The sequence below is a fragment of the Methylobacterium radiodurans genome (genome assembly GCF_003173735.1).
Classification (GTDB): domain Bacteria; phylum Pseudomonadota; class Alphaproteobacteria; order Rhizobiales; family Beijerinckiaceae; genus Methylobacterium; species Methylobacterium radiodurans.
Genome location: NZ_CP029551.1, coordinates 2,298,780 through 2,324,585 on the forward strand (window position 1 = coordinate 2,298,780; position 25,806 = coordinate 2,324,585).

Annotated in this window: 28 protein-coding genes; 19 read left to right on the top strand and 9 right to left on the bottom strand. The window is 71.6% G+C overall.

Annotation, left to right across the window (positions count from 1 at the left end):
• Nucleotides 1-139 precede the first annotated feature (139 nt).
• Nucleotides 140-1,996 carry a sigma-54 interaction domain-containing protein gene (locus tag DK427_RS10605; protein WP_245931004.1) on the top strand — a complete coding sequence of 619 codons (1,857 nt, stop codon included), beginning with the start codon at nt 140-142 and terminating at the stop codon, nt 1,994-1,996.
• A gap of 83 nt (nt 1,997-2,079) precedes the next feature.
• Here the strand turns inward: DK427_RS10605 and DK427_RS10610 are convergent, their stop codons facing one another.
• Entirely contained in the window at nt 2,080-3,291 is a 1,212-nt protein-coding gene (locus tag DK427_RS10610) for a glycosyltransferase family 61 protein (RefSeq protein WP_162559769.1), read from the bottom strand.
• A gap of 245 nt (nt 3,292-3,536) precedes the next feature.
• Complete coding sequence (locus DK427_RS26270) at nt 3,537-3,938, bottom strand: hypothetical protein (protein WP_162559770.1); 402 nt, start codon at nt 3,936-3,938, stop codon at nt 3,537-3,539.
• Nucleotides 3,939-4,060: 122 nt separating this feature from the next.
• On the opposite strand from DK427_RS26270, the gene DK427_RS10620 reads away from it, so the two are divergent.
• The 4 genes from DK427_RS10620 to greA all read left to right on the top strand — a co-directional run bounded on the left by DK427_RS10620 (nt 4,061) and on the right by greA (nt 7,523).
• Nucleotides 4,061-5,125 carry a cell wall hydrolase gene (locus DK427_RS10620; RefSeq protein WP_425452580.1) on the top strand — a complete coding sequence of 355 codons (1,065 nt, stop codon included), beginning with the start codon at nt 4,061-4,063 and terminating at the stop codon, nt 5,123-5,125.
• Nucleotides 5,126-5,318: 193 nt separating this feature from the next.
• Nucleotides 5,319-5,927 carry a hypothetical protein gene (locus DK427_RS10625; protein WP_109951230.1) on the top strand — a complete coding sequence of 203 codons (609 nt, stop codon included), beginning with the start codon at nt 5,319-5,321 and terminating at the stop codon, nt 5,925-5,927.
• Between the two features lie 102 nt (nt 5,928-6,029).
• Nucleotides 6,030-7,016 (top strand): acrylyl-CoA reductase (NADPH), encoded by a 987-nt coding sequence (gene acuI / locus DK427_RS10630; protein WP_109951231.1) that lies wholly within the window; start codon nt 6,030-6,032, stop codon nt 7,014-7,016.
• 45 nt (nt 7,017-7,061) lie between these two features.
• On the top strand, nt 7,062-7,523 hold the full coding sequence (gene greA, locus DK427_RS10635; RefSeq protein ID WP_109951232.1) for a transcription elongation factor GreA: 462 nt from the start codon (nt 7,062-7,064) through the stop codon (nt 7,521-7,523).
• A gap of 42 nt (nt 7,524-7,565) precedes the next feature.
• Here greA and DK427_RS10640 read toward each other — a convergent pair whose 3' ends face one another.
• Both DK427_RS10640 and DK427_RS10645 read right to left on the bottom strand, forming a co-directional pair.
• Nucleotides 7,566-9,200, bottom strand: coding sequence for a PAS domain-containing methyl-accepting chemotaxis protein (locus DK427_RS10640; RefSeq protein WP_162559771.1), 1,635 nt, complete (start codon nt 9,198-9,200; stop codon nt 7,566-7,568).
• 303 nt (nt 9,201-9,503) lie between these two features.
• Nucleotides 9,504-10,418 (bottom strand): LysR family transcriptional regulator, encoded by a 915-nt coding sequence (locus DK427_RS10645; protein WP_109951234.1) that lies wholly within the window; start codon nt 10,416-10,418, stop codon nt 9,504-9,506.
• A gap of 110 nt (nt 10,419-10,528) precedes the next feature.
• On the opposite strand from DK427_RS10645, the gene wrbA reads away from it, so the two are divergent.
• On the top strand, nt 10,529-11,125 hold the full coding sequence (gene wrbA / locus DK427_RS10650; protein ID WP_109951235.1) for an NAD(P)H:quinone oxidoreductase: 597 nt from the start codon (nt 10,529-10,531) through the stop codon (nt 11,123-11,125).
• Between the two features lie 152 nt (nt 11,126-11,277).
• Here the strand turns inward: wrbA and DK427_RS10655 are convergent, their stop codons facing one another.
• Nucleotides 11,278-12,276, bottom strand: coding sequence for an L-threonylcarbamoyladenylate synthase (locus tag DK427_RS10655; RefSeq protein WP_109951236.1), 999 nt, complete (start codon nt 12,274-12,276; stop codon nt 11,278-11,280).
• 132 nt (nt 12,277-12,408) lie between these two features.
• Between DK427_RS10655 and DK427_RS10660 the strand changes: the two genes are divergently transcribed.
• From DK427_RS10660 to DK427_RS10685, 6 genes are all read left to right on the top strand, one after another.
• Entirely contained in the window at nt 12,409-14,151 is a 1,743-nt protein-coding gene (locus DK427_RS10660; protein ID WP_109951237.1) for an acyl-CoA dehydrogenase family protein, read from the top strand.
• Between the two features lie 27 nt (nt 14,152-14,178).
• A complete protein-coding gene (locus DK427_RS10665) occupies nt 14,179-14,943 on the top strand; it encodes an enoyl-CoA hydratase-related protein (RefSeq protein WP_109951238.1) in 765 nt (254 codons plus the stop codon).
• 8 nt (nt 14,944-14,951) lie between these two features.
• A complete protein-coding gene (locus DK427_RS10670; protein WP_109951239.1) occupies nt 14,952-15,803 on the top strand; it encodes an SDR family NAD(P)-dependent oxidoreductase in 852 nt (283 codons plus the stop codon).
• 161 nt (nt 15,804-15,964) lie between these two features.
• The gene (locus DK427_RS10675; RefSeq protein ID WP_109951240.1) at nt 15,965-16,825 is read left to right on the top strand and encodes an SDR family oxidoreductase; all 861 of its coding nucleotides are present in this window, start codon (nt 15,965-15,967) and stop codon (nt 16,823-16,825) included.
• A 24-nt stretch (nt 16,826-16,849) separates the two neighbouring features.
• Nucleotides 16,850-17,854: a magnesium transporter CorA family protein gene (locus DK427_RS10680; RefSeq protein WP_109951241.1), complete on the top strand. Its 1,005-nt coding sequence runs from the start codon at nt 16,850-16,852 to the stop codon at nt 17,852-17,854.
• Nucleotides 17,855-17,858: 4 nt separating this feature from the next.
• Nucleotides 17,859-18,623 (top strand): SOS response-associated peptidase, encoded by a 765-nt coding sequence (locus DK427_RS10685; protein ID WP_109951242.1) that lies wholly within the window; start codon nt 17,859-17,861, stop codon nt 18,621-18,623.
• Between the two features lie 120 nt (nt 18,624-18,743).
• Here DK427_RS10685 and DK427_RS10690 read toward each other — a convergent pair whose 3' ends face one another.
• Nucleotides 18,744-18,947: a translation initiation factor IF-2 gene (locus DK427_RS10690; RefSeq protein ID WP_245930885.1), complete on the bottom strand. Its 204-nt coding sequence runs from the start codon at nt 18,945-18,947 to the stop codon at nt 18,744-18,746.
• Between the two features lie 106 nt (nt 18,948-19,053).
• Here DK427_RS10690 and DK427_RS10695 point away from each other — a divergent pair, with 106 nt between their 5' ends.
• Nucleotides 19,054-20,391, top strand: coding sequence for an aminotransferase-like domain-containing protein (locus DK427_RS10695; protein ID WP_109951243.1), 1,338 nt, complete (start codon nt 19,054-19,056; stop codon nt 20,389-20,391).
• Nucleotides 20,392-20,415: 24 nt separating this feature from the next.
• On the opposite strand, the gene DK427_RS10700 is transcribed toward DK427_RS10695, so the two are convergent.
• The 3 genes from DK427_RS10700 to DK427_RS10710 all read right to left on the bottom strand — a co-directional run bounded on the left by DK427_RS10700 (nt 20,416) and on the right by DK427_RS10710 (nt 22,531).
• The gene (locus DK427_RS10700; protein ID WP_109951244.1) at nt 20,416-21,468 is read right to left on the bottom strand and encodes an acyltransferase family protein; all 1,053 of its coding nucleotides are present in this window, start codon (nt 21,466-21,468) and stop codon (nt 20,416-20,418) included.
• A 94-nt stretch (nt 21,469-21,562) separates the two neighbouring features.
• On the bottom strand, nt 21,563-22,246 hold the full coding sequence (locus tag DK427_RS10705; protein WP_109951245.1) for an HAD family hydrolase: 684 nt from the start codon (nt 22,244-22,246) through the stop codon (nt 21,563-21,565).
• 75 nt (nt 22,247-22,321) lie between these two features.
• The gene (locus DK427_RS10710) at nt 22,322-22,531 is read right to left on the bottom strand and encodes a helix-turn-helix domain-containing protein (protein WP_109951246.1); all 210 of its coding nucleotides are present in this window, start codon (nt 22,529-22,531) and stop codon (nt 22,322-22,324) included.
• Between the two features lie 415 nt (nt 22,532-22,946).
• Here DK427_RS10710 and DK427_RS10715 point away from each other — a divergent pair, with 415 nt between their 5' ends.
• The 6 genes from DK427_RS10715 (at nt 22,947) to DK427_RS10735 (ending at nt 25,801) form a co-directional block, all read left to right on the top strand.
• Nucleotides 22,947-23,339: a hypothetical protein gene (locus DK427_RS10715; protein WP_109951247.1), complete on the top strand. Its 393-nt coding sequence runs from the start codon at nt 22,947-22,949 to the stop codon at nt 23,337-23,339.
• A gap of 23 nt (nt 23,340-23,362) precedes the next feature.
• A complete protein-coding gene (locus DK427_RS27355) occupies nt 23,363-23,485 on the top strand; it encodes a hypothetical protein (protein WP_281276987.1) in 123 nt (40 codons plus the stop codon).
• A gap of 11 nt (nt 23,486-23,496) precedes the next feature.
• A complete protein-coding gene (locus DK427_RS10720; protein WP_109951248.1) occupies nt 23,497-23,790 on the top strand; it encodes a hypothetical protein in 294 nt (97 codons plus the stop codon).
• Between the two features lie 99 nt (nt 23,791-23,889).
• Entirely contained in the window at nt 23,890-24,357 is a 468-nt protein-coding gene (locus tag DK427_RS10725; protein WP_109951249.1) for a hypothetical protein, read from the top strand.
• A 137-nt stretch (nt 24,358-24,494) separates the two neighbouring features.
• Nucleotides 24,495-25,208 carry a ribose-5-phosphate isomerase RpiA gene (gene rpiA / locus DK427_RS10730; RefSeq protein WP_109951250.1) on the top strand — a complete coding sequence of 238 codons (714 nt, stop codon included), beginning with the start codon at nt 24,495-24,497 and terminating at the stop codon, nt 25,206-25,208.
• A gap of 44 nt (nt 25,209-25,252) precedes the next feature.
• Complete coding sequence (locus DK427_RS10735) at nt 25,253-25,801, top strand: DUF2059 domain-containing protein (protein ID WP_109951251.1); 549 nt, start codon at nt 25,253-25,255, stop codon at nt 25,799-25,801.
• The last annotated feature ends 5 nt before the right edge of the window (nt 25,802-25,806 follow it).

The window sequence follows — 25,806 nt, forward strand, 5'->3', positions numbered from 1 at the left end:
GTAATCCTGCAAAGCTACGAAATCTCGTGTAATACGAATTTTCGTAGTTCGACGACGAGATCTCGTGATGCCTGACGTGTCCTTCGGCAATCCGCCGGATCCCGGCTTCGGGCCCGTCTTCGAGGCGGGTGTCGAGGCCATGCTGGTGCTCGATCCGGATGCCGACCGGATTTTCGATGCCAACGACGCTGCGGCGCGCCTGCTCGGCTACGAGCGGTCCGCGTTGCGCGGCATGGCGGCGAGCGCCCTGCATCCGGGACAGCTTCCGGCGCTGATCGTGTTCACGCAGGGCGTCCTGGCCAAGGGGCGCTGGTGGACCCGCGCGCTGACGCCGCGCCATGGGGCCGGCCGCGCACTCAGCATCGAGGCCGCCGGCACTGTCCTGCCGGACGGGCTCGTCCTCGTCACCCTGTTCGACCTTGAGGAGCGTCGCCAGCGCCAGGTCGATTCCGAGGCCGACCGGCACATGCGCGCCGGCCTCTCCGAGTGGCAGCGCATGGAGCGGATCTTTCGCGACATCGAGCGGGAGAACCAGCTGATCCTGCGCGCGGCGGGCGAGGGCATCTACGGTGTCAACGCCGAGGGGGTGACGACCTTCGTCAATCCGGCCGCCGAGCGGATGCTGGGCTGGTCGGCGGCCGATCTCGTCGGGCGGGACATGCACAGCGCCGTGCACCACACCCACCCGGACGGGTGCCACTATCCCCACCAGGACTGCCCGATCTACGCCGCCTTCCGCGACGGGGCGGTGCATCAGGTCGACGACGAGGTGTTCTGGCGCCGCGACGGCACCTCCTTTCCGGTCGAGTACACCTCGACGCCGATCCGCGACCGCGGCGCGCTCGTCGGCGCCGTCATCGTGTTCCGCGACGTCAGCCAGCGTCGCGAGGCGGACGAGCGTCTGCGGCAGGCGCTGGCCGAGGTTGTCTCCCTGCGCGAGCGGCTGGAACTCGAGAACGCCTACCTGAAGGAAGAGATCCGGGCCGGCAGCCACCACCAGGGCATCATCGGGAAGAGCCCGGCCATTGAGGCGATCCGGCGCCAGATCGACCTCGTGGCGGGCACCGACGCCACGGTGCTGGTCACCGGCGAATCCGGCACCGGCAAGGAGCTGATCGCCCGCGCGATCCACGAGGCGAGCCGCCGCCGCGAGCGCCCGCTGATCCGGGTCAATTGCGCCGCCGTGCCGCGCGAGCTGTTCGAGAGCGAGTTCTTCGGCCATGCCCGCGGCGCCTTTACGGGCGCGCTGCGCGACCGGGTCGGGCGCTTCGAGCTCGCCGACGGCGGCACGCTGTTCCTCGACGAGGTCGGCGAGATCCCCCTCGACCTGCAGGGCAAGCTCCTGCGGGTGCTGCAGGAGCGCTCCTTTGAGCGTGTCGGCGAGGAGCGCACCCGCGCGGTCGACATTCGCCTCGTGGCGGCGACGAACCGCGATCTGAAGGAGGAGGTGCGCCGCGGGCGCTTCCGCGGGGACCTCTACTTCCGCCTCAACGTCTTCCCCATCGGCGCGACACCGTTGCGCGAGCGTCCGGAGGACATCCCGCTGATCGCCCAGCACATGCTCACCGGGGCTGCGCAGCGTCTCGGCGTGCCGGAGCCCCGTCTGACGGAGGGCGATGTGCGCCGCCTCATCCGTTACGACTGGCCCGGCAACGTGCGCGAGTTGGAGAACGTCGTCGAGCGCGGCGTCATCCTGGCCCAGCGCGGCCGCCTGCGCCTTGACCTGCCGGATGCGGAGGAACCCGCTCCCGTCGCGCTCGTCCGGCATGGCGGGGTGACCGCGGCGCCCGAACACCGCCCCCGGAGCGAGACGGAGCGGCGCGCCCGCGACCGGGCCGAGATCGCCGAGGCGCTCGCCCTGTGCGGCGGCAAGGTCTTCGGCCCGGGCGGCGCCGCCGAACTGCTCGGCCTGCCGCCCACGACGCTGGCCTCCCGCATGAAGTCCTACGGCATCCGGAGGGCGTCGAGCGCGCTCCGAGGCTCCGCCACGGAGTGACCGGCACCCCGCGCGGCCGGCCAAGGTTGCGCTAGAGCATCGTCCCGAAAGGTGGTTGCCGGCTTTCGGGAAAAGACGATGCTCTAGCGTAGCCTCAGCTGGTCCAGCACCGCTGCCAGATCGTCCGGCGCGATTGTGAAATCCCTGAGGTGGTCGCGCCGCTCGCCCGGCGCGGCGGTCCCGTAGAGCACGTGGTAGGGCTGGGCGCGGGCGGCCGCGATGTCGCGGTAATAGGGGTCTTGGAAGGTCTCGGGCGCGAGGTGGACCACCGGGGTGCCGGGCGGGCTGAACACCGTGTTGACGAGGCCCGCGCCCTTGATGCCGACGACCGCCTCGGCCGCCGCGAACAGCGCGACCTGATCGGCGACCTCCATCCGCTCCGTATCGACGATCGTGAAGCCGCGGGTACGCAGGAGGGGAAGGATTGCCGCTCGGTTCAGCAGTTCGCGCTGGCGCAGCCGGTTGCGGTCGACGAACAGGCGCAGCCGCCGCCGTCCATGCAGCAGCGCGGCGAGGCGGGGACCGAGCGCGGCCGACCGCAGGCCGCCCACACGGCTCCGCAACACCGCGTCAAGCCGTGCCAGCGCGTCCGGCGACTTGGCGAGGCCCAGGTGGCGGATCGGTGTGACCCAGTGGAGTTGCGGGAAGCCGTAGGCCGTCTCCGGGTCGATGAAGCGGAGCACCACGTCGCGCGCGTCTCCCAGCCAGAGCCGCACCGAGCGCTCGCGCATCCGGTTGTTGTGCCAGTCCTGGCGCGGCAGCAGCAGGGTGATTCTCTCGCCCGGGTATCGGGCCCGCAGGACGTCGAGAGCGGAGAGCCGCGGCAGGTCCTCGCAGAGCCAGTGGCCGTAATTGAACGAGCCCTGGTTGCCGACATAGAGGCAGGGTCCGGTCCCGGTCGGGAAATCCTCGGCGGCCACCTCCGGCTCGAGCGCGCCCGAGAGCGCGCGCTCCTCGGGGCGGTGGCTCTCGTAGATCACGCGCCGTCGCCCGAGCTCCCCAATATACAGGACGTTGCGCAGGAGCACCGCTTGGTCGAGCCGCACCAGCAGCACGGCGGGCGCATGGCCGGTGCCTGAACGGGAAAATCTGAGCCGCATCGCAGGGGGCGCCGGCACGTCGTGCAGGTGCAGCGTCTCGGGCATGGGCCAGTCGTAGCGCCAAGCCGGGTAGAGTTCCTCCAGAACTGCGGCGGCAGCGCCTGCCGCTCTCAGGTCCGCGACTGCTTCCGGTGCGTCGATCGAGCCGGCGGGCGGGTAGAGTCTGTCAGGCGCGCAGGAAACGTAGGGCGTCATGCGGCGGCGTTCTGCCATAGCCGAAGCGGACCCGCATCCCGAAGCTGCGCGCTCGGGACATCATGCGAGCCGTGCGGCCGGCGGCATCACGGCGTACGGCGCCCCTCTCGAATCCGTCGGGTGCCCGGAGGATCAACTGGGTGATCATGTCCGGGAACGACAGGATATTCGGCGCTTGCTTCTAGGGCGTGGGAATGCACGCCTCGCCTGATCGAGGTTCGAGAGGGATCGCTCGAGTCGTCCTGTCAGGCGACCTCGCCGTAAGCGACGAAAGTGAACTCCCTGTCTCTCATATGGCCGCTGCTGTCGCCGGTCTTCACCTGCACCTGCCCGTTCTCGATCGATTGAACGACGACGTTGTCGAGAGTCGATCCTTGCTCTTCGCTGTAGATCTGCGTCGCAGAGAAGCCGTGGATATCTTTGAAAGGTGGATCGAAGACGACGATGTATCGACCCGTTTCCACGCGCGTACTGCGATATCCGGTTGCCGTGCCAATCGAGGTACCTTTCGCGCTGACTTTTCCACCGACAGTCTTAGTGGGCATCTCGATAATCTCCTTGAGGTTTAGAAAGGCAACATGAAATTGACATTTGTGCAAGTGGGTTGGTTGGGATGGTCGGGCCGCGGACGCCACAATCTGCGGCATGGCGGGTCGCGACGTCCGCTCGGGCAGGCTTAACCGTCCCGAAACCATCGGGCGGAATAAATCGTCGGGCCGGCGGTGCTCACGGGCGCGCGGCAGCAGTGGCGTAACGGATGGCTCGCGCCGTGATGACGAGACGTGGACGCAACGCGGGCGCGCGCCGCCCCACCGGCCTGCGCTGGATCGGGGCCGCCGTCGCTCCCTGGATCGCCGGCACCGCCTTCCTGGTCTCCTTCACGGCCGATGCCGGCACCGGCGGCCCCGGCATCCTGGGGCCGGACCGGGACCTGATCCGCGCCCTGCCGGCCGACCTCATGACGCTCGGAGCCTTGCGCCGCTCGGCCCTGCCGTCCTTCGAGCGGCCCGCGAGCGGCTCCGGCCGGCGGCCGGCCTCGCTCCTCGACCTCGAACTCACCGCCAATGTGAGCGGTCTGCTGACGCCGGGCTCTGCCACGTGGAGCCCGGATCTCGATCCCGACCAGGGCTTCGTGCCGGTGGCCGACCTTGGGCTGACCACGGGCGCCGGCAGCGCCGCCTCGACGGGTGCGGGCAGCGCCGACGTCACGGCCGGCGACGTGCTGCGCCACGACGGCTCGACGCCCCCCGTTCCCCGGGCCGTCGCGCTCTCCTCCACGACGCCCGCACCGGCCGACGCGACGCCTGTCGAGGTGGCTGCCGCGAGTCTGCTGATGCCGGAGGCGCCCCTGCGCTCCGAGCGCGCCGCGCCCGTCACGCCGGAGGGCGCCCGCTCCCGCTACGCCGACCTGATCGCGCCCGAGGCGCTCGACAAGGAGCAGCGCTGCCTCGCCGAGGCGGTCTATTTCGAGGCGCGCAGCGAGCCCGAGGCCGGGCAGGCCGCCGTGGCGCAGGTCGTGCTGAACCGGGTGAAGAGCGGGCTCTACCCGACGAATGTCTGCGGCGTCGTCTACCAGAACCGGCACCGTTACATGGGCTGCCAGTTCTCCTTCGCCTGCGAGGGCAAGTCGCTGCGGATCACGGATTCCGGCTCCTGGCAGACGGCGACCCGCATCGCCCAGTCGGTGATCGAGGGGCGGACTTATCTCGCCGAGGTCGGCGCCGCGACGCACTACCACGCCGACTACGTCAGGCCCGGCTGGTCGCGCCGGCTGCGCCGGATGGACGTGATCGGCCGGCACATCTTCTACACTCTCAAGCCCGGCCAGACCTGATGTGCACAGCTTTTCGTGAAGTCGATATACTTACGTAAGTGCGAATCCGCAGTCGCGACCAAGGGTTAATTTTACCGTGAGTCGCAATTAAGCTTGCGTGAACGGCAACCGGGACGCCTTCTGGACGTCGAGATGAGCGCCAAGCAGCGCCGCATCCGTTTCGTCCTTCTCAAGCGTCCGAGGAAGCCCACCCATGACCGCGCCGGTCACCCGTACAGCCCTCACGATCGCCGCGCTCGCCGGCGCCGTCCTCATCGCCGCTCCGGCCCAGGCCGGCGGCTGCGCCGGCACCGCCTGCTACCGCTACGTCTCGACCCCGCCGGTGTTCGACACCGTGCAGGAGAACGTGCTGGTGCGCCCGCCACGCACCGTCTATCGCACCACGCCGCCGGTCTACGACACGGTCGCCGAGAAGGTGATGGTGTCTCCCGGCGGGCGCGTCTGGACGACCCGCCGCGGCCCGTACGGCGAGCTGGAGGGCTGCTGGGTCTCGACGCCCCCGCGCTTCGCCGTGCGCCACCGCCAGGTGCTCGTGCAACCCGCCCAGTCCATCCCCGAGACGATCCCGCCCGAATACGCCACCGTGAGCCGCCGCGTCCTCGTCGCTCCGGCGCGCGCCGGCTGGGTGCCGTCGGGCGGCGGCTACGGCCCCGGCTACGGAGCGGGTCCGGTCGGTCCGGTCGGCGGTCCCGGCCCGCTGGTCGGCTCGATCCCCGACGCGCTGGGCATCGCGGGCGCGAGCGCCGCGGATATCGGCGTCGGCCTCGGGCTCTCGCGCGGCAGCGTCTACGACGGGTACTGAGTCACGGCTCCTCCGGCCCGTTCGCATCGCCGGGGCCAGTCCCCGGCGATCTTGATTCGAGGCGTGCTCGCCACAGGTCACCTGCAACCTGGGGAGGTGCAGATGGCGACGTTCAAGGCGTGGGTGGTCGAGCGGGGCGAGAGCGGTCAGAGCCTGACGTTCCGCGACTTCGAAGAGGCCGACCTGATGGAGGGCGACGTGACCGTCCGGGTCACGCATTCGGGTCTCAACTACAAGGACGGATTGGCGCTCACCGGCCGCTCGCCGGTGGTGCGCCGGTTTCCGATGATCCCCGGCATCGACTTCGCGGGCGTGGTCGAGGCCTCGGACGATCCCGCCTACCGGCCCGGCGACGCGGTCGTGCTGACGGGCTGGGGCGTCGGCGAGACCCATCTCGGCGCCTACGCCGAGAAGGCTCGGGTCAGGGGCGCGTGGCTGGTGCCGCTGCCGGAGGGCCTGACCCCCGAGCAGGCCATGGCGATCGGAACGGCGGGCTTCACCGCGATGCTGTCGCTGATGGCGCTCGAGGCGCACGGGCTCAAGCCCGAGCACGGCCCGGCCCTCGTCACCGGTGCCTCGGGCGGCGTCGGCTCGGTCGCGGTCGCGCTGCTGGCCCGCGCCGGCTGGCACGTCATCGCCTCGACGGGACGGGACGCGGAGGCCGATTACCTGCGCGGGCTCGGTGCCGCCGAGATCATCGACCGGGCCGAGCTGTCGGTGCCGGGCAAGCCGCTGGCGAAGGAGCGCTGGGCGGCGGCCGTCGACGCGGTCGGTTCCACCACGCTGGCCAACGTCCTGGCGGGGACACGGGCGGACGGCGCGGTGGCGGCCTGCGGGCTCGCGCAGGGCATGGACCTGCCGGCCTCGGTCGCGCCGTTCATCCTGCGCGGCGTCGCGCTCCTCGGCATCAACAGCGTGACCACTCCACAGCCGAAGCGCCGCGAGGCCTGGTCGCGGCTCGCGGCCGAGCTCGACCTCGGCAAGCTCGGCGCGATGTCGAACCGCGTCGGCTTTCAGGAGATCGGGCGGCTCGGGGAAGAGATCCTCTCCGGCAAGGTGCGGGGCCGCACGGTGCTGACGATCGGCTGACACGGCCGCCGGAACCGGGGAGCCGGCAGCGGCATTGCCGCCTTCATGAGCATCGCATTCGTCCGTGAGAAGGAGGGCGGGGAGGCCTTCGAGGATCTTCCCGACCGCCCCATCTCCCCGCACACCAACTTCGTGACGCCCGAGGGCCTCGCGCAGATCGAGGCCGAGGTCGCGCGCCTCCAGGCCGAGGTTGGCCGGCTCGATCCCGCCGACAAGGCCGGACAGGCCCGCGTGGCGCGTGACCTGCGCTACTGGACCGCCCGCCAGGGCACGGCCCAGCCCGTAGAGCGGGTCGAGGGCGAGACCGTGCATTTCGGCTCGACCGTGACGGTCCGGCGCGAGGACGACAGCCGCCAGACGTTCCGCATCGTCGGCGAGGACGAGGCCGATCCGGCCAGGGGCTCGATCTCCTACGTCGCCCCGCTCGCTCGCGCGATCACCGGCAAGAGCGTCGGCGATGTGGTCGAGGTGAACGGGCAGGAGGTCGAGGTGGCGGAGATCCGCTGAGCGCGACCCCGACGCCGCCGTCGCGGCGCGATCGCGCGGCACTCAGGCGGCGTTGCTGCTCAGCTGATCGAGGCTGCTGCTGATCCGGCCGAGGTCGCCCGCCGCCGCGTGCATGCTGCCGGAGATCTCCTGGGTGACCGCGCTCTGCTCCTCGATCGCGCTGGCGACGCCTGTGACGTAGTCCTGCACCTCGCCCACCGTCAGGCCGATCGCGTTCAGCATCTCGGCCACCTCATCGGAGACCGTCTGCATCCGGGCGATCTGGCTGGAGATCTCCGCCGTCGCGGCCGTCGTCTGGCTTGCCAGCGCCTTCACCTCGGTGGCGACCACCGCGAAGCCCTTGCCGGCCGCGCCGGCCCGGGCGGCCTCGATCGTGGCGTTGAGCGCCAGCAGGTTGGTCTGCTCGGCGACCTTTGTGATCGTCTGCACGACCCCGTCCATCGCGCGCGCCGCGTCCCGCAGCTGCCGGGTGAAGGCGTCGGCCGCATGCGACCGTTGGCTGATCGCGTCGACCGCCCGCTTCGAGCGAGCCATGTTGGCGCTGATCTCGGTGACGGAGGCGCTCAGCTCCTCGGCCGCGGCGGCCACCGCCTGCACGTTGCTCAGGGTGTAGCGCGTGGCGTCGGTGGCCTCGAGCCGGGCCTGGGTCGCGGCGGTGATGTCGGCGGCGAACTTCAACACCTTGTAGGGTCGGCCGGCGGCGTCGAGGATCGGGTTGTAGCTCGCCTGGATCCAGATATCCCGGCCGTTCCGTGCCCGTCGCTGGAAGACGCCGCTGCGAAAGTTTCCGCGGCGCAGATCGGCCCAGAAGGCCGCGTATTCCGGTCCTGCCGCATAGGCCGGGTCGACGAACATCCGGTGGTGCTGACCGACGATCTCGCCGGACTGATAGCCCACCGCGTCGAGGAAGTTGCGGTTCGCCTCCAGGATCGTCCCGTCGACGGCGAAGGCGATGACCGCCTGCGAGCGGCTGATGGCCTCCATCTGCCCGCGGAACTCCGCGTCCCGCTGGCGCTCGGCGGTGATGTCGACGCCGTACTTCACGATCTTGGACGGGCGCCCGGCGGCGTCGAGGATCGGGTTGTAGCTCGCCTGGAGCCACACCTCCCGGCCGCCCTTGCCGTGGCGCATGAACATGCCGGCCAGGGGCTCGCCCCGGTTCAGGCGCGCCCAGAACGCCTCGTAATCCGGGCCCGTCGTGCCGGGCGCCATGAAGATCCTGTGATGCTGCCCGCGCAGCTCCTCGATCCGGTAGCCCACGGCGTCGAGGAAGTTCGCGTTCGCATCGAGGATCCGACCGTCGAGGTCGAACTGGATCACGGCCTGCGTCTTGTCGATCGCACGAATCTGTCCTCTCAGGTCGAGGCGCTCGCGGACCCTGTCCGTGACGTCGCTCGCCTGGAGCATCACCTGCTCCACCTTGCCGCCCCGGTTCCGCACCGGAAGGTAGAGGGCCTGCAGCCAGACCGTGCGCCCGTCCTTCGTCGTGCCCTGCGCGAGCGCCTCCCGGTGCTCACCGCGGGCGAGGGCAGTCCAGAGGGCCTCGTCCACCGCATCGCCGGCAACGAATCCGCGGTGGTTCCGGCCGACGATCTCGCGCGCATCGTAGCCGAGGAGGCTGCACAGGCGGTCGCCGGCCGCCCGAACCGTGCCGTCCAGCGCCAGTTCGGCCGTCAACGTTGCGTCGTCCAGAGCCGCGAGCCGAGCCGAGCTGCGGGATCGTCCGCGAATACCTTCGAACATCGTTGGCCTCCCTCCCGAACTGCGGCCGACATCATGGACGTCGAGACGCGTCCGCTAGATCTCGGGATAGGTTTTCCTTTTGGGAACCTACAAGCACTGTTCTGGAGGATTCCGGTTATCAAATCGCTAATATTGCTGTGCGTCAAGGATTCGTGATCTTAACAAAGGTCAATTTCCCAGGTCCGCCCTGTAGTCGTGCGACAATTCGACCAGCGAAAATTGTGATTGAAGAGAAATCTACGCGAGGTTGCATTTTTCCCGCCCCCCTGTCGGCGGCGCTCCCTCGAAGGCGGGCCGCATCGCGGCGATGGCCTCGGCCGCGAAGTCCATGAAGGCGCGCACCCGGGGAGCGTGCCGTAGGCCCGGATGGGTGAGGAGCCAGAGGTCGGCTGCCAAGTCCGGCTCGGGCTCGCCGAGGCGGCGCAGCGTCGGATCGGCGTCTCCGGCGTAGCAGGGCAGCGGCCCGACGCCGATCCCCGCCGCGATCGCCTCGCGCAGCCCCATCACCGTGTTGAGCTGCAGGACGATCCGGTCCGCGCCGGCCCGCGCTCTCACGAAGCGGGCGAAGCGCCCACCCGCGACCGAGTCCGAGAGGCCGACCCAGCGGCCGGACAGGGCGGCGCCGTCGTCGGCGCGCCCGTAGATCGCCCAGGCGATCCCGGACAGGCGGCGCCCCACCAGGGTCGGCGGTGGGTCGATGCCGGCGCGAAGCGCCACGTCGGCGTCGCGTCGGGAGAGGTTCAGGGCCTCTTCCGCCACAACGAGATCGGCGCGCACGGCCGGGTAGCGCGCCAGGAACCGGCCGACGAGCGGGACGAGCAGTTCGGCCACGAAGCCGGCCGCCGCTGTGATGCGCAGGGTGCCGGCCGGCGTGTCCGCGCGGTCCGCGACCTCGCGGCCGAAGCCGGCCACGTCCGCCTCCATCCGCGCGGCCGCCGCCACCATGGCCTCGCCCGCCGGCGTCGCCACGTATCCGGTCCGGTGGCGCTCGAACAGCGTCGTGCCGAGAGCGGCCTCGATCTGCTGCAGGCGCCGGAACGCGGTCGAGTGGTTGATGCCGAGATGGGCGGCGGCCTGGGTGAGGGCCCCGCGGTCGGCGATCGCCTTGACCATGCGGAAATCGTCCCAGGCGAGCGGGCTCTTTGCGATCATGCAAGCATGATCTTGCAAGCGAGGGCATTCCGGCAAGCGGCGAAGCGGAGGATACAGGCGCCTCGCGGGCGCAAGGCCCGCAGGCAGCGCGTCACGAGGAGAAGGCCGCGATGGCGAAGGTTCTGGTGCTCTACTACTCGTCCTGGGGCCACGTCGAGCAGATGGCGCAGGCCGCTGCCGAGGGCGCCCGCGAGGCGGGGGCCGAGGTCACGATCAAGCGTGTGCCGGAACTCGTGCCCGAGGAGGTCGCGCGCCAGTTCCACTACAAGCTCGACCAAGCGGCGCCCGTCGCCAGCCCCGACGAGCTCGCCGGGTACGACGCGATCATCTTCGGCACGCCGACCCGGTTCGGCAACATGGCCGCGCAGATGAAGCAGTTCCTCGACCAGACCGGCGGCCTGTGGGCGAAGGGCGCCCTGGTCGGCAAGGTCGGCTCGGTCTTCACCTCCACGGCCTCGCAACACGGCGGCCAGGAGACCACGCTGACGAGCTTCCACACCGTGCTGCTCCACCATGGCATGGTGGTCGTCGGCCTGCCCTACAGCTTCCAGGGCCAGAACGGGGTGGAGGCCGTGAAGGGCGGCTCGCCCTACGGCGCCACCACGATCGCGGACGGCGACGGCTCGCGCCGGCCGAGCGCGGTCGAACTCGACGGCGCCCGCTTCCAGGGCCGGCATGTCGCGACGATCGCCAGCAAGCTGGCGTAGCCCGGGGAGAGACCGGGAGGACAGTGCCCAAGAAAAAAGGCTCGGATCACTCCGAGCCTCTGAAGGGAAAAGGCCATTGGGGGCTGAACTGGCCTTCGTGATGATTGAACGGCCCGGCCGGGCCCTGGTTCCGCGGCGTCGCGAAAAAAATTTCAGCGCGGTGCGGCGGCCCGGTTCAGGCGGTCGCGGATCGCCTCGCCGAGCCCGGTCTTTGGGATTGGCGAGACGGCGATGCAGGGCGCCTTCGAGGCGTCGAGGTCTCGCAGCGCCCCGAACAGGCGCGCGGCAGCCTCCCCGAGATCGCCGTCGGGGCTGAGATCCAGCACGGCGGCCGCCTCCGCCAGACCCTCCGGCCGTGCCCCGCCGAAGAGCAGGGCCGCCTCGCCCGGCTCGAGGGCGGTGGCGTCGAGGCGCACCCGCGCCCGTGGCGCGTAGTGAGAGGCGAGGAGGCCCGGCCCCGCGGGCCTCGCAGCATCGGCGTCCCCCGCCGTCTCAGGTTCCTGGCCGAGCACGGCGGCGAGCGCTGCGCGGGTGATCCCGCCGGGCCGCAGCAGGCGCGGCGTGCCGCCGAGGCAGGCCACCACGGTCGATTCGATCCCGACCCGCGTGGATCCTCCGTCGAGCACGGCCGCGATCCGGCCGTCGAGGTCGGCCAGCACGTGCTCCGCGCAGGTCGGGCTGACCCGACCGGAGCGGTTGGCGGAGGGGCCGGCGAGCGGCCGCCCGAAGGCCTGGAGAAGATCCCGCGCAACCGGATGGCCCGGCACCCGCAGGGCGACGCTCGGCAGGCCGGCTCGGGCAAGGTCGCAGACCTCGGTCGCCTCCGTCGCCGGCACGACCAGCGTCAGCGGCCCCGGCCAGAACGCCGAGGCCAGGGCCTCCGCGAAGGCGTCGAACCGGCCCTGCCGCCGCGCCGCGGCGAGATCGGGCAGGTGCGCGATCAAGGGGTTGAAGCGCGGGCGCTCCTTGGCGGCGAAGATGCGCGTGACGGCTGCCGGATCGGTGGCGTCGGCGCCGAGGCCGTAGACCGTTTCGGTCGGGAAAGCGACGAGTTGCCCGGACCGCAGGAGCCCGGCCGCTTCAGCGATCCCCTCCTGGTCGCCAGACAGGCGCGCGGTCGGTTCGGGCGGCGTTGACGCGAGATCGTTCATATATAAACTATCTCCGGTCGTGACGGAGGCCGCGCCTTAGGCTTATGTCGGCGCGAGCGCGTCCGCCTAGCCCCTGGGCCGGGCGCCCGTCAAACGAGCGGACCGGCACAAGCCGGCCGGGGAGGGACATCCGTGAGCTACCGCGCGCCCGTATCCGAGATGGTGTTCACGCTGGCCCACGTCGCGGGCCTGCCCGAGGAGGCGATCGGCCGAGCCGACGCCGAGGCGATCCTCTCCGAGGCCGGCCGGCTCGCCGCCGAGGTGATCGCCCCCCTCAACCGCACCGGCGACCGCCACGGCGCGACCCTGAGCGAGGGACGGGTGACGACCGCGCCGGGCTTCGCTGAGGCCTATCGCGCCTTCGTGGAAGGGGGCTGGAACGGGCTCGCGGCCGACCCGGACCACGGCGGCCAGGGCCTGCCCCAGCTTCTGGGCGCCGCCGCGACCGAGATCTGGAACGGCGCGAATCTCTCGTTCAGCCTCTGCCCGCTTCTGACCGCGGGGGGCATCGAGGCGCTGGTCGCGCACGGCTCGGACGACCTCAAGGCCCGCTATCTCGAGAAGCTCGTCTCGGGCACCTGGACCGCCACCATGAACCTCACCGAGCCGCAGGCGGGCTCGGACCTCTCAGGCCTGCGGACCCGCGCCGAGCCCGCGGGCGACGGCACCTACCGGATCACCGGCGCCAAGATCTACATCACCTACGGCGAGCACGACATGGCGGACAACATCGTCCACCTCGTGCTGGCCCGGCTGAAGGACGCGCCCGCCGGCACCCGCGGCATCTCGCTCTTCCTCGTGCCGAAGGTGCTGCCGGACGGGTCGGCCAACGACCTGCGCTGCTCGGGGCTGGAGCACAAGCTCGGCATCCACGCCTCGCCGACCTGCTCGATGGCTTTCGGTGACCGCGGGGGCGCCACCGGCTGGCTCATCGGCGAGGAGAACCGTGGCCTGGCCTGCATGTTCACGATGATGAACTCGGCCCGGCTCAATGTCGGCCTGCAGGGCGTCGGCGTGGCAGAGGCCGCCACCCAGCGGGCGCTGGCCTACGCCCACGAGCGCCGCCAGGGCCGCGCGCCGGGTTCGGCCGAGGCGAGCCCGATCGTGCAGCACGCCGACGTGCAGCGCATGCTCCTGACCATGAAGGCCTACACGGCGGCGGCCCGCAGCATCTGCTACCTGACCGCGGCGGCCCTCGACGCGGCGCGCGGACCCGAGGGGCAGGCGGCCGGCGACCGCGCCTCGCTGCTCACGCCCGTCGCGAAGGCCTTCTCCACCGACATCGCCAACGAGGTGACCTCGCTCGGCGTGCAGGTGCACGGCGGCATGGGCTTCGTCGAGGAGACGGGGGCCGCCCAGCTGATGCGGGACGCGCGCATCCTGGCGATCTACGAGGGCACCAACGGCATCCAGGCGATCGACCTCACCAGCCGCAAGCTCCCGCTCAACGGCGGCGCGACCGTGCGGGCGCAGATCGCGGCCATGCGGCGGACGGCCGAGGGTTTGCTGAAGAGCGCCGACCCGGCCTTCGGCCACGCCGCGGCCCGGCTGCGGGCGGGCATCGAGTGCCTCGACCGGGCGACGAGCCACCAGCTCGCCGTGCTCGGCTCGAACCGGCCCGAGATCGCGCTCGCCGGGGCGACGCCGTACCTGCGCCTGTTCGGCCTCGTCCAGGGCGCCGCCTGCCTCGGCACGGCGGCCCTCGCGGCGCGCGCGGCGCTCGCCGCCGGCGAGACCGATCCGGCGCATCGGGCGCGCATCGCGCTCGCCCGCTTCTTCGCCCACAACCTGCTGCCGGCAGCCTCCGGCCTCGAAGTCGAGGTCATCGATGGCGGCGCCTTCGTGGACGAGGCCGCCCTGGTCCTGGCTCAGTAAGGTTCTGGCGCCGTGAGGGAGAGTGCGATGAGCGAGCATGTCCGCGTCGAGGACCTTGAGGGCGGCGTCCGCCTCGTCAGCCTGAATCGGCCCGAGAAGAAGAACGCCCTCACCGGCGCGATGTACGACGCGATGCGCGGCGCGTTGGAGGATGCGGACGCCTCCGAGGCGGTCGGCGCGGTGGTCTTCGCCGGTGTGCCGGGGGCCTTCAGCGCCGGCAACGACATCGCCGATTTCGTGACCCGGGCCGACAAGCCCTTCGGCGAGGCGCCCTCCCTGCGCTTCATCCGGCAGCTCGCCCGCACCCGCACGCCGATGGTCGCGGCGGTGGACGGCGTCGCGGTCGGTGTCGGCACCACGCTGACGCTGCACTGCGACCTCGTCTACGCGAGTCCCTCGGCCCGTTTCCGCACACCCTTCGTCGAGCTCGGCCTCGTGCCGGAGGCGGCCTCCAGCTACCTGCTGCCGCGCCGCGTCGGGCGCCTGAAGGCGACCGAGCTGCTGCTGCTCTCGGAGATGTTCGGGGCCGATCAGGCCGAGGCGCTGGGCCTCGTCAACGCGGTGATGCCCTCCGACATGCTCGTCGAGCACGCGGTGGCCCAGGCCGCCCGCCTCGCCGCCCTGCCGCGCGGGGCGCTCCAGGCCTCGCGGGCGCTGATCCGGGGCGATCAGGAGCAGGTCGAGGCGGTCGTCGAGGCCGAGGCCCGAGCCTTCGACCGTCAGCTGCGGACCGAGGAGACGCAGGCGATCTTCCGGGCCTTCCTCAACCGCGCCAAGCCCGCCTCCGCGTGAACGGGCGCGTGAGCGGGCGCGATCTCTTGGGGCGGGTCTGCCTCGTCGCGGGTGCCTCCCGCGGCGTCGGGCGGGGCATCGCCCGCGGCCTCGGCGAGGCCGGCGCGACCGTGATCGTCACGGCGCGCTCCAGCGAGACCGGGCCGCGCACCGAGATGCGCCCGGAGGCGGTCGAGGACACCGCCCGCGAGGTCGATGCGGCGGGGGGCGAGGGGCACCACTACCTCTGCGACCACCGCAGCGAGCGCGCCGTGGACGAGCTGGTGCGCTGGACGCTGCGCCGTTTCGGCCGGATCGACGTGGCGGTGTCGAGCGTCTGGGGCGGCAACGAGGGCTATGATGGGACGCGCTATCCCGACGGGGCCGGCTGGGGCACGCCGTTCTGGCGCCGCTCCGCCGAGCCCTATCTGGGCTTCCTGCAGGGCGGCCCGCTGGCCTCGCTGCTGCTCGCCCGTGCCGTCGCGCCCGCGATGGTCTCGGCCCGGTCCGGACTGATCGCGCTCGTCTCGTTCGACACCGCGGACGGCTATCTCGGCGACGTCTTCTACGATTCGGCCAAGGCCGCCACCAACCGGCTGGCGCTGGCCTTCGCGGCGGAACTGGCGCCTCACGGCGTCACGGCGCTCGCGCTCTCACCCGGCTTCGTAGCGACGGAGCGCGTGCGCGACCTGGGACAGGCGGAGATGGCGACCGAGAGCCCGCTCTACGCCGGCCGGGCGCTCGCCGCGCTGGCGGCCGACCCGGAGGTCTCCCGCAATGCCGGCGCGGTGCTCCACGCCGCCGACCTCGCCCGCCGCTACGGCTTCACCGACGCCGACGGCACGCAGCCCGAACGGTTCCGGATCGGGGAGGCGGAGTGATGGCGTGTCCGGACGATCGACTGCGGAGCCGCAACTTCCCCTCTCCCCGCGCGCGGGGAGAGGGGGGCCCGCGGGCTCTGAAGTGAGCGAGCAGGATCCCTACGGCCGCATGTACGCTGTGGCGGTCCTGGCCAACGAGAACACCTGATCCGGAGGACACGATGAGCGGCACCCTCGCCGGCAAGACCCTCTTCATCACCGGCGCGTCGCGGGGCATCGGTCTCGCGATCGGCCTACGCGCCGCCAAGGATGGGGCGAACGTGGCGATCGCCGCCAAGACCGCCGAGCCGCATCCGAAGCTCGCGGGCACGATCTACACCGCTGCCGAGGCGATCGAGCAGGCGGGCGGCCGGGCGCTGCCCCTCGTCGTGGACGTGCGCGACGAGGCGGCGGTGCGCGACGCCGTCGGCCGGACGGCCGAGCATTTCGGCGGCCTCGACATCGTGGTGAACAACGCCAGCGCGATCTCCCTGACGCCGACGCCGCAGACGGAGATGAAGCGCTTCGACCTGATGCATCAGATCAACACCCGCGGGACCTACATGGTCTCCAAATACGCGATTCCCTATCTGGAGAAGGCGGAGAACCCGCACATCCTGATGCTCTCGCCGCCTCTCGACATGGCCGAGAAGTGGTTCGCGCCCCACCTCGCCTACACGATGGCGAAATTCGGCATGTCGATGTGCGTCCTGGGCCTCGCGGGCGAGCTGCGCCGCCGGGGCATCGCGGTCAACGCGCTCTGGCCCCGCACCACCATCGCGACCGCCGCGATCGAGAACCTGCTCGGCGGCGAGGCGATCGTGCAGGCGAGCCGCACGCCCGAGATCATGGCCGACGCCGCCCACGCCCTGTTCCTCAAGGAGGCCCGCGCCGTGACCGGCCGGTTCCTGATCGACGACAGCTTCCTGTCCGACGAGGGCGTCACGGACTTTTCAAAATACCGCGTCACACCCGGCGTCCCTCTTGCGCCGGACTTCTTCGTGCCGGATGCGAGCCAACCTCCTCCCGGCGCGCTCGCCTGAGCCGCCCGAACCCTTGAGCCCCGCGTGATCTTCATCCATCAGCCGGTGACCGGTTCCGGCCAGACGCAGCTCGAGCGCCGCGCCCTCGAACTCCAGGATCCGATCCCCGATGACACCGTCTGGCTCGATCTCGTCCGGCCGAGCCGCGAGGAGGAGCTGAAGGTCGAAGGCTTCTCCGGGATCGAGGTCCCGACCCGGGAGGAGATGAAGGACATCGAGCCCTCGGAACTCCTCTACGTCGAGGACGGCGCGCGCTACATGACGGGCCGCGTGCTCTCGAAGGTCAGCGATTCGGAGGAGCCGGGGCTCGCCGGCATCACCTTCATCCTGCGCGGGAACCGGCTGGTCACGGTGCGCTACGAGGAGCCGCAGGCCTTCCGGATGTACGCGCAGCGCGCCGGCCGGACGACCGGGAACGGGCCGACGAGCCTCGTCTCGGGCGAGTCGATCCTCGCCGGGCTGATCGAGGCGGTGATCGACCGGGCGGCGGACGTGCTCCAGCTCCAGGGCGAACGCATCGACCGGCTCTCGGCCAAGATCTTCGAGGAGCAGGACGACCCGTCCGCCCGCAACACCGCCCTGCAGGAGACCCTGCGGGCGCTCGGGCGCCACAACGACCTGATCTCGAAGCAGCGCGAGAGCCTCGTCTCGATGGAGCGCATCCTGCTCTCGCTCTCGGCGACCTACCGCACCAACAAGGCGCCGCGGGAGCTGCGCGAGGACGTCCGCTCGACGCTGCGCGATCTGCAATCGCTCGAGGAGCACGCGACCTTCCTGTCGACCAAGATCAACTTCCTGCTCGACGCGACCCTCGGCCTCGTGAACCTCGAGCAGAACAACATCATCAAGCTGTTCTCGGTCATGGCGGTGGTGTTCATGCCGCCGACGCTCATCGCCTCGATCTACGGCATGAACTTCAAGACCATGCCGGAGCTGGACCTGCCCTTCGGCTATCCCATGGCGGTGGTGATGATGATCGTGGCGGCCGTGCTGCCCTACGCCTTCTTCCGCTGGAAGCGCTGGCTCTAGCGCCATGTGCGGGCGCTTCTTCATCGCGCAGGCGCCGGAGGTCTTCGCGGCCTTCTACGGCTACCCGGAGCGCCCGAACTTCCCGCCCCGCTACAACGTGGCGCCGACCCAGCCCGTGCCGGTGGTGCTGCACGAGCAGGGCGGACGCCACTTTCGGCTGGTCCGCTGGGGTTTCTGGCCCGGCTGGCTGAAGGACCCGAAGGATTTCCCGCTCGTCATCAACGCCCGGGTCGAGACCGTGCTGGAGAAGGCGACCTTTCGCGGCGCCATCCGGCACCGGCGCTGCGTCTTCCTGGCGGACGGGTTCTACGAGTGGCGCCGCGAGGGCACGGGGCGCGGGGCGACCAGGACGCCCTTCATGATCCGGCGCGCCGACGGGGCGCCGATGGCGCTCGCCGGCCTCTGGGAGGCCTGGATGGGCGCGGACGGATCGGAGATCGACACCGCCGCCATTGTCACGACGGGGGCGAACGGGACGCTGGCCGCGATCCACGACCGAATGCCGGCGATCCTGGCCCCCGAGCAGGTCGAGCCCTGGCTCGACGCCCGCGCCACCGACGCGATGGAAGCCGCCGCGCTCTGCCGGCCCTGCCCGGATGCGTGGCTGCGGATGGACCCCGTGAGTCCTCGGGTCAACGATGCGCGCAACGATGATGCGGGACTGATCGAGCTGGTGGTGCGCCCGCGGGCGGGGACGCCGGATCCGGGCGGGTCTCCCGCGGAACGGCCGCGCTCTTCCGACGAGGACGTGCAGGGTAGCCTGTTCTGAGGGGATCGGGGCCGAGCCCGCCGGGGACGAGCCACCGCCCTGTTTCCCGTATCACCCTCCGCGGACGCTCCTGGCGTCCGGACAAGGACGGCGGTGTCCTCGAGGCGCTGCCGGGCTCCCTCACGCCCGCCAGAACGGCTTGGCGATCTCGACACGCAGGCGAGACAGGTCGAGGCCGGCCTCGCGGATCTGCTCCGGGTGGAGGGCGGCGAGCGCCCGCCGGGCGCTGATGCGGCGCAGCCAGAGGCGGGGCAGGGCGAGGTGCACGCTCGCGCGCGCTGCGAGCGATTCCGCTCCGGCTTGGGTGAGGATTGTGGCGGCCATGGCCGATACTCCAATTCGTGGTCAGCGCAGTCCGGCCGGGATTGCCCAGTGAGAATTGATCCGATACGCATCTCGGATCAATCGAAACATTGACCTCGGAGCAATTATGCCGCTGGCTGACTTCCGGGACGTGGCCGACGCGGTGGCCAGCGAGATCGCCTCTGGAGCCCTCCGGCCCGGCGACCGCCTGCCGCCCCAACGGGACTTCGCCTACAGGCGCGGCATCGCGGTCTCGACGGCGAGCCGGGTCTACGCGGAACTCGCCCGGCGCGGGCTCGTGACGGGCGAGGTCGGGCGCGGCACCTACGTGCGCTCCGACCTGAACGGCCCGGGGCCGATCCAGTCCGAGCCGCCGCCCGCGGCGGTCGATCTCCAGCGCACGCACTCGCACCTGCCCGAGCAGGAGACGGTGCTCGCCGAGACGCTGGCGGCGCTGGCCCGCGGGGGCGCGGCGGAGGCGGCGCTGAACCAGTTCGGCCCGGCCGGCACGCCCGCGGCGCGCCGGGTCGCGGCGAACTTCCTGGCGCGGGACGGCTACGCGCCCGATCCCGCGGGTCTGCTCTTCACCGGCAACGGGCGTCAGGCGCTCGCGGCCGCGCTCGCCGCGCTGGCGCCGCCCGGCGAGCGGATCGGCTGCGAGCCGCTGACATACCCGGTCGCGAAGGGCATCGCGGCCCGCCTCGGCATCGCGCTGGTGCCGCTGGCGATGGACGCGGAGGGCGTGCGGCCCGAGGCGATCCTGCAGGCCCACCGTGCCACGCCGCTCTCCGGCCTCTACCTGCAGCCGACGCTGCAGAACCCCCTCGGGGCCTCGATGGGGCCGGGTCGGCGGGCCGAGATCGCCGAGATCCTGGCGCGGACCGGTCTCACGGCGATCGAGGACACGGTCTACGGCTTCCTCTCCGACGCCGTGCCGCTGGCGGCGCTCGCACCGGGCCGGACGATCTTGGTCGACAGCCTGTCGAAGCGGGTGATGCCGGGGCTGACGATCGGTCTCCTCGCGAGCCCGCCCGACCTCGTGGACCGCCTCGCGGCCTCCGTCCGCCAGGGTGGCTGGTCGGCGACCGGCCTGCCGCTCGCGGCGGGCGTGCAGTGGATGAGCGACGGCTCGGCCGCTCGACTCGTGGCGGCCAAGCGCGCGGACGCTGCGGCCCGCCAGATCATCGCCCGCGAGAGCCTGGCGGGCCTCGCGGTCGCGGGGGACCCGCGCGCCTACCACCTCTGGCTGGAACTGCCCGAGACCTGGCGCGCCGAGGCCTTCGCGGCGGCCGCGCTCCGCCGCGGCATCGCGCTGATCTCGGCCGCCTCCTTCGCGGTGAATCCGGGCCACGCCCCGAACGCCGTCCGCCTCGCCCTCGCGGCCCCGACCCGCGACGCCCTGGCCCGCGCCCTCGGAGACCTGCGCCGCCTCGCGCTCGCGGGGGACGACCACGCGCTCGAATAGGCCGCCGCAGGTCGGTGCCGGAACCTAGGTTTCGGCGCCCAGTCGTGCGGGCCGAGCGGTCGGGGCCCAACCCCTCGCCCAGGCCCTCCTGATCGCGCGCTGGGCCGGAACCTCCACGCCGACGCGGATGAGCGCGGCGAGCGCGGCGGCGGCGAGGAGGGCGGCCGGGATCGCGACCGCCGCGGACCATCCGTGCGCCTCGAGGTCCCGGATGATCGCGTAGCCGAGGATCTGGTGGACGAGGTAGAGCGGGTAGGAGACCGCACCGAGAAACACCAGCGGCGTCCGGCCGAGCCAGGCTAGCCGGCCCGTCGCGGCTGCCCAGACCGCGGCGGTGAAGGCCGCGATGAGGGCGACGTAGGCTGGCGTCCCGAGATTGCCGTGGTCGGCGAACGGCCCGACGCTCGTCAGGCCGAGCGCGGCGAGGAGCGTGCCGCGGCCGAGGACCGAGAGGCGGCCCGCGACGAGCCGGGAGAGCAGAGCGCCGATGACGAAGAGCAGGGCCAGCGGCAGGTAGAGCAGGACGAGGACCTGCCAGACCGCGGCCGGCAGGAAGGCCGTCGCCAGGAGCGCCGCGGCGAGCCAGACCGCGCAGCCCGTCTCCAGATCGCGTCTCAGGCAGAGCCCGGCCAGCGCGTAGAAGGCGACCTCGAAGCTGAGCGTCCAGTGCGAGGGGTCGATCGGCGGGATCTGGGCCAGGGGCGCCAGCATCGTCAGGCCGGCCAGGGCCGTGAGCGGGGAGACCGCCAGCGGATTCGGCCCGCCGAGCGCGAGGACGGCGAGCGTCAGGCCGGAGCAGACCAGGAAGGCCGGATACAGGCGCGCGACGCGGTAGACGGCGAACTGCCGGAGCGACGCCGCGCGCTCCAACGTGTCGGTGATCACGAAGCCGCTGAGGATGAAGAACAGCTCGACGCCGAAATGCCCGGCGGAGAACAGCGGGACGGCGGCGTTGTGGGGCGCGACGCGGTCCGCGTAGCCGAAGCCGTAATGATGCAGCACGACCGCGAGGGCGGCGAGCCCCCGCAGGGCGTCGAGGGCCCCGTTGCGCGCGCCGGGGCTCGGATCGAGCGACATCGGGAGGTGTCCTTGGGGCCGGTCGGGCGCGCATTGCACCGGACCGACCCTTAAAAAAGGATCATCCCGAGGCTGAAGGCGGGTTGCGCGGCGCTCAGGCGGCCTTGCGCGGCACCAGCGCCTCGACGGCGCCGACGAGGTCGGCGAAGTCGGAGATGATCCGGTCAGGCCCGAGCTGATCGACCGGCGTGTCGGTGTAGCCGAAGGTCACTGCCACCACCGGCACGCCCGCGGCCTTCGCGGCATCGATGTCGGCGCGCGAATCGCCCACCATCACGGCGCGGGCCGGGTCGCCCCCGGCGCGCGCGATCGTCTCGGTAATGTGGCGCGGATCGGGCTTGTGGAACGGGAAGGTTTCGCGCCCGCAGATCGCCGCGAAGCGCCCCGCGATGCCGAGCTTCTCCAGGAGATCGACCGCCAGACCCTCGACCTTGTTGGTGCAGACCGCCAGCCGGAAGCCATCCGCCTCCAGCCGGTCGAGCGCCTTGACGAGGCCGGGATAGAGGTAGGACTTCTCGCAGATGTGCCGGCCGTAATGCTCGATGAAGTCGAGGAAGAGCTGATCGTGCCGCTCCGGCGTCAGCGTCGCGCCGGCCGCCTGGAAGCCGCGGGCGATCAGCGCCTTGGCGCCCGCGCCGATCAGGTCGCGCGCGCCGGCGAGCGGCAGTTCCGGCAGGCCCTCGCGGGTCAGCAGCGCGTTCAGCGTGCCGATGAGGTCGCCGGCCGTCTCGGCGAGCGTTCCGTCGAGGTCGAACACGGCGATCGGGGGAAGGGACATCGGCGCTCCCGGAGCTTCTCGGAGATCGGCCCTCGCTAGCCGCGCGGCGGGGCCGCCGCAACCCGGCCCTGCGCCTCACCGGACCTGGGGAAGCGTGCCGAGCAGGCGCAGCAGGTCGCGCAGGTTCGCCGCCCCGGTCTTCTGCAGGATGCCGAGGAAGTGGGTGCGCGCGGTGCTGAGCGCGACGCCGCGCTCGTCGGCCGCCGCCTCGAAGGTTAGGCCGCGGGCGAGCTGCACGCAGAGCGCCGCCTGGGCAGGGCTGAGCCCGAAGAGCTGCGGGAGCAACTCCGCGCTCGGCCCGGCGACAGCATCCTCGACACGCAGCTCTCGGCGACCGCGACCTATCTGGGCCTCGACGGCGTGCAGCCCTTCGCCTCGCTGAACTTCAACCTGTCGACCGGCACGTCGTATCTCGCCGGCACGCGCTACCTCGCCCGCTTCGATTCCGATCTCGTGGACGTGCCGACCTTCGGCGAGGGCCTGAACATCGGTCCGAGCGTCGGCGTGAACGTGCCGATCGGCCAGACGATGCTGTTCAACCTGAACCCTCGGCTACACGGCCCGCGGCCAGTACTTCCGCGAGGGCGCGCCGGATCCGATCACGGGCATCGACGTCTTCGTCGACACGCGCTCAGGCGACACCTTCTCGGTCAACGGCTCGCTGGTCTACGAGGCCGGCCCCTGGAGCGGCAACATAGCCGTGGTCTATTCCCAGGACGGCACCACCTTCATCAATCGGGTGGCCGCCATTCGCTCGGGTGCGCGCGTCGGCCTGTCGGGGCAGGTCGGCTACGCCTGGTCCGAGGCCTGGGGCACGACGCTCAGCGCCTCGTTCAACCACTCGGAGCGCAACTTCGTGCCGGACGCGCCCCTTCCGGGGCTCATCGCGGAGCCGCGCAACTCGAACAGTAACCTCTACCGGGTGGGGCTCGACACGCTCTACCGTACCGGAGCGCTTGCGCTGGGCCCGACGCTCAGCTTCCTCTACCGCGATGTGAACTCCTACGATCCGCTCACATTCCAATTCCTGCCCGCGCGCGAGCGCTACGGGGCGGCACCTTCACGTACGCGATCACCGACGCGGTCTCGCTGAGCCTGCGCGGCGAACGCATCTTCGTGCACGAGGCGGCGAATCCCGATAAGGAGTTCTTTCCCGGCGGCATCGTCCCGGGAACCGGGCAGCCCCGTCTCTCCTACGCCGGCTGGTCGATCAGCGGCGGCGCCACGATCAAGTTCTGAGGAGCCCGACGATGCGCCAGATCCTCACCCTCGTCGTTGCGGGGGCCACGCTCGCGGCCACCGCGGCGCCCGCCGCGGCCCAGGTCCGGCCTGTCGCCTGCCCGGAGGGCCGGCTCGTGGACGGCAGCTGCGTGAACCCGCGGCTCGCTTTCCTCGCCCGGCAGCAGGCGGTCTGCTTCACGCAGGTGAAGCTCTCCTACATCGCCTGTCCCGGCACGCTGCCGGGCGTCGACACGCGCTACAAGTTCCCGTTCAACGTGGTGACCGAGCGCCAGCGCGAGCTGAACTTCGTCGTGGAGCGCTGAGCGCGCTCCCGCGTCACGGAGGGCGCGCCGGCCGCGGCGCGCCCCACTCGTGCCCGAAATTCCCTCGACACGGGGTCTCCCGTTTCGAGATCCGCCGCCATGACCCGTCGCGTCCCGCTCGCCCTCCTCGCCGGCCTTGCCCTGGGCCTTGCCGCCACGGGGGCCTCCGCCGCCTCCTACGAGTTCGTGCCGGCGCCCCAGGCCGACCTCAACCGGATGTACCGGGTCGACAAGGTGACGGGGGAAGTCACCTCCTGCCAGTACGGGTTGCAGGAGAGCGGCGGCGGCATCGGGCTGACCGTCTGCTTCGCGGCCGGCGAGGGCGCCGGTGCGCAGACGCCCTCTGAGTACGGGCTGGTCGCCACCCGCCACACCCGCGAGGCCGGCGTGTTCCGGGTCAATTACCGCACCGGCGAGATGAGCATCTGCTTCGTGCTGGTGAAGAAGGAGCAGGTAGTCTGCACCCAGCAGGCCAACCCGCCGGCCGAGGCCGCCGCGGATGCGGCGCCGCCGGCTCCGGGCCGCTCGGGCGCGGGCGCCACGCCGCCGCAGGGCGGCCGTCCCTGAGGCTTGTCCTGACGAAGCCACGCCACTCTCACCGGACGGGCGTTCCGATCCCGGCGCGACCGTGCTAGGGGCCGCCGAATTGGATCGCGCCAGGGATTGTCGCCGATGACCCGCCCCAGCCCCGCCGGAGCCCAGCGTTGAGCGGGCCGGACCTGCGCCGTGCCGCCGCCGCGCGCGCCCTCGACCTCGTCGAGCCGGGTATGAAGCTCGGGCTCGGCACCGGCTCGACGGCGGCGGCCTTCGTGACGCTGCTCGGCGCGCGGGTGCGCGACGGGCTCGACGTCGTCGGCGTGCCGACCTCGGAGGCGACCCGGGCCCAGGCCGAGGCCGAGGGCATCCGGCTCGCCACCCTCGACGAGATCCCGCAGCTCGACCTCACGATCGACGGCGCCGACGAGGTGGACGGCCAGCTCCGCCTGATCAAGGGCGGCGGCGCGGCGCTGCTGCGCGAGAAGATCGTGGCCTTCGCCAGCACCCGCATGGTGGTGATCGCCGACGCGGCCAAGCGGGTCGGCACGCTCGGTGCCTTCCCGCTGCCGATCGAGGTGAACCCCTTCGGCCGCACCGCCACCCGCATCGCCGTCGAGGCGGCGATCGCCCGGGCCGGCTGCACAGGCGAGGTTCGGCTCCGTCTCGCCCCCGACGGCGCGCCCCTCGTCACCGATGGCGGCCACCACATCCTCGACGCCCATCTCGGCGCGATCCACGATCCCGAGGCGCTCTCGGCGGCCCTCTGGGCGGTGCCGGGCGTGGTCGAGCACGGCCTCTTCCTCGGCCTCGCCACCGCCGCGATCCTGGCCGAGGACCGCGCGGGGCAGGCGCACGTCACCGTGCTGGGCCGGATCGACTGAGCGCTCCCCCGGCAAAGCATTCGACCCTCTACGGATAGGCTTCCATGACCCGCCGCCTCGCCGCCGCCCTGGCGATCCTCGCCGCCGCCCTGCCGGGCCTCGCCAGCGCCCAGGCGCAGAAGCCCGCCGCGCCGGCCGCCAAGCCGGCCGCGGCGCAGCCCGCCCCCGCCGCACCGAACGCGAACCACCTCGCGCTCGCCCGTGAGGTGATGCTGTCGTCCGGCATCGCCCGGTCGTTCGACTCGATCATCCCGGCTTTCGCGGACCAGATTCGCCAGCAGGCCGTGACCCGTCCGGAGCTGGCCAAGGACCTCAACGAGGTTCTGACCGCGCTCGGCCCCGAGATGGAGCTGCAGAAGCAGCGCATGGTCGATACGGCGGCCAGGATCTACGCCGACAAGCTCACCGAGGCGGAACTGAAGGACATCGCGGCCTTCTTCCGCTCGCCCGCCGGCAAGCGCTACGTCGAGTCCCAGCCGGCGGTGCTGGACGAGATGGTCCAGGCCATGCAGAACTGGACCCAGGAAGTCTCCGAATACGTGATGGTGCGGGTGCGCGCCGAACTCGGCAAGCGCGGCCACCAGCTCCAGTAGCCGGT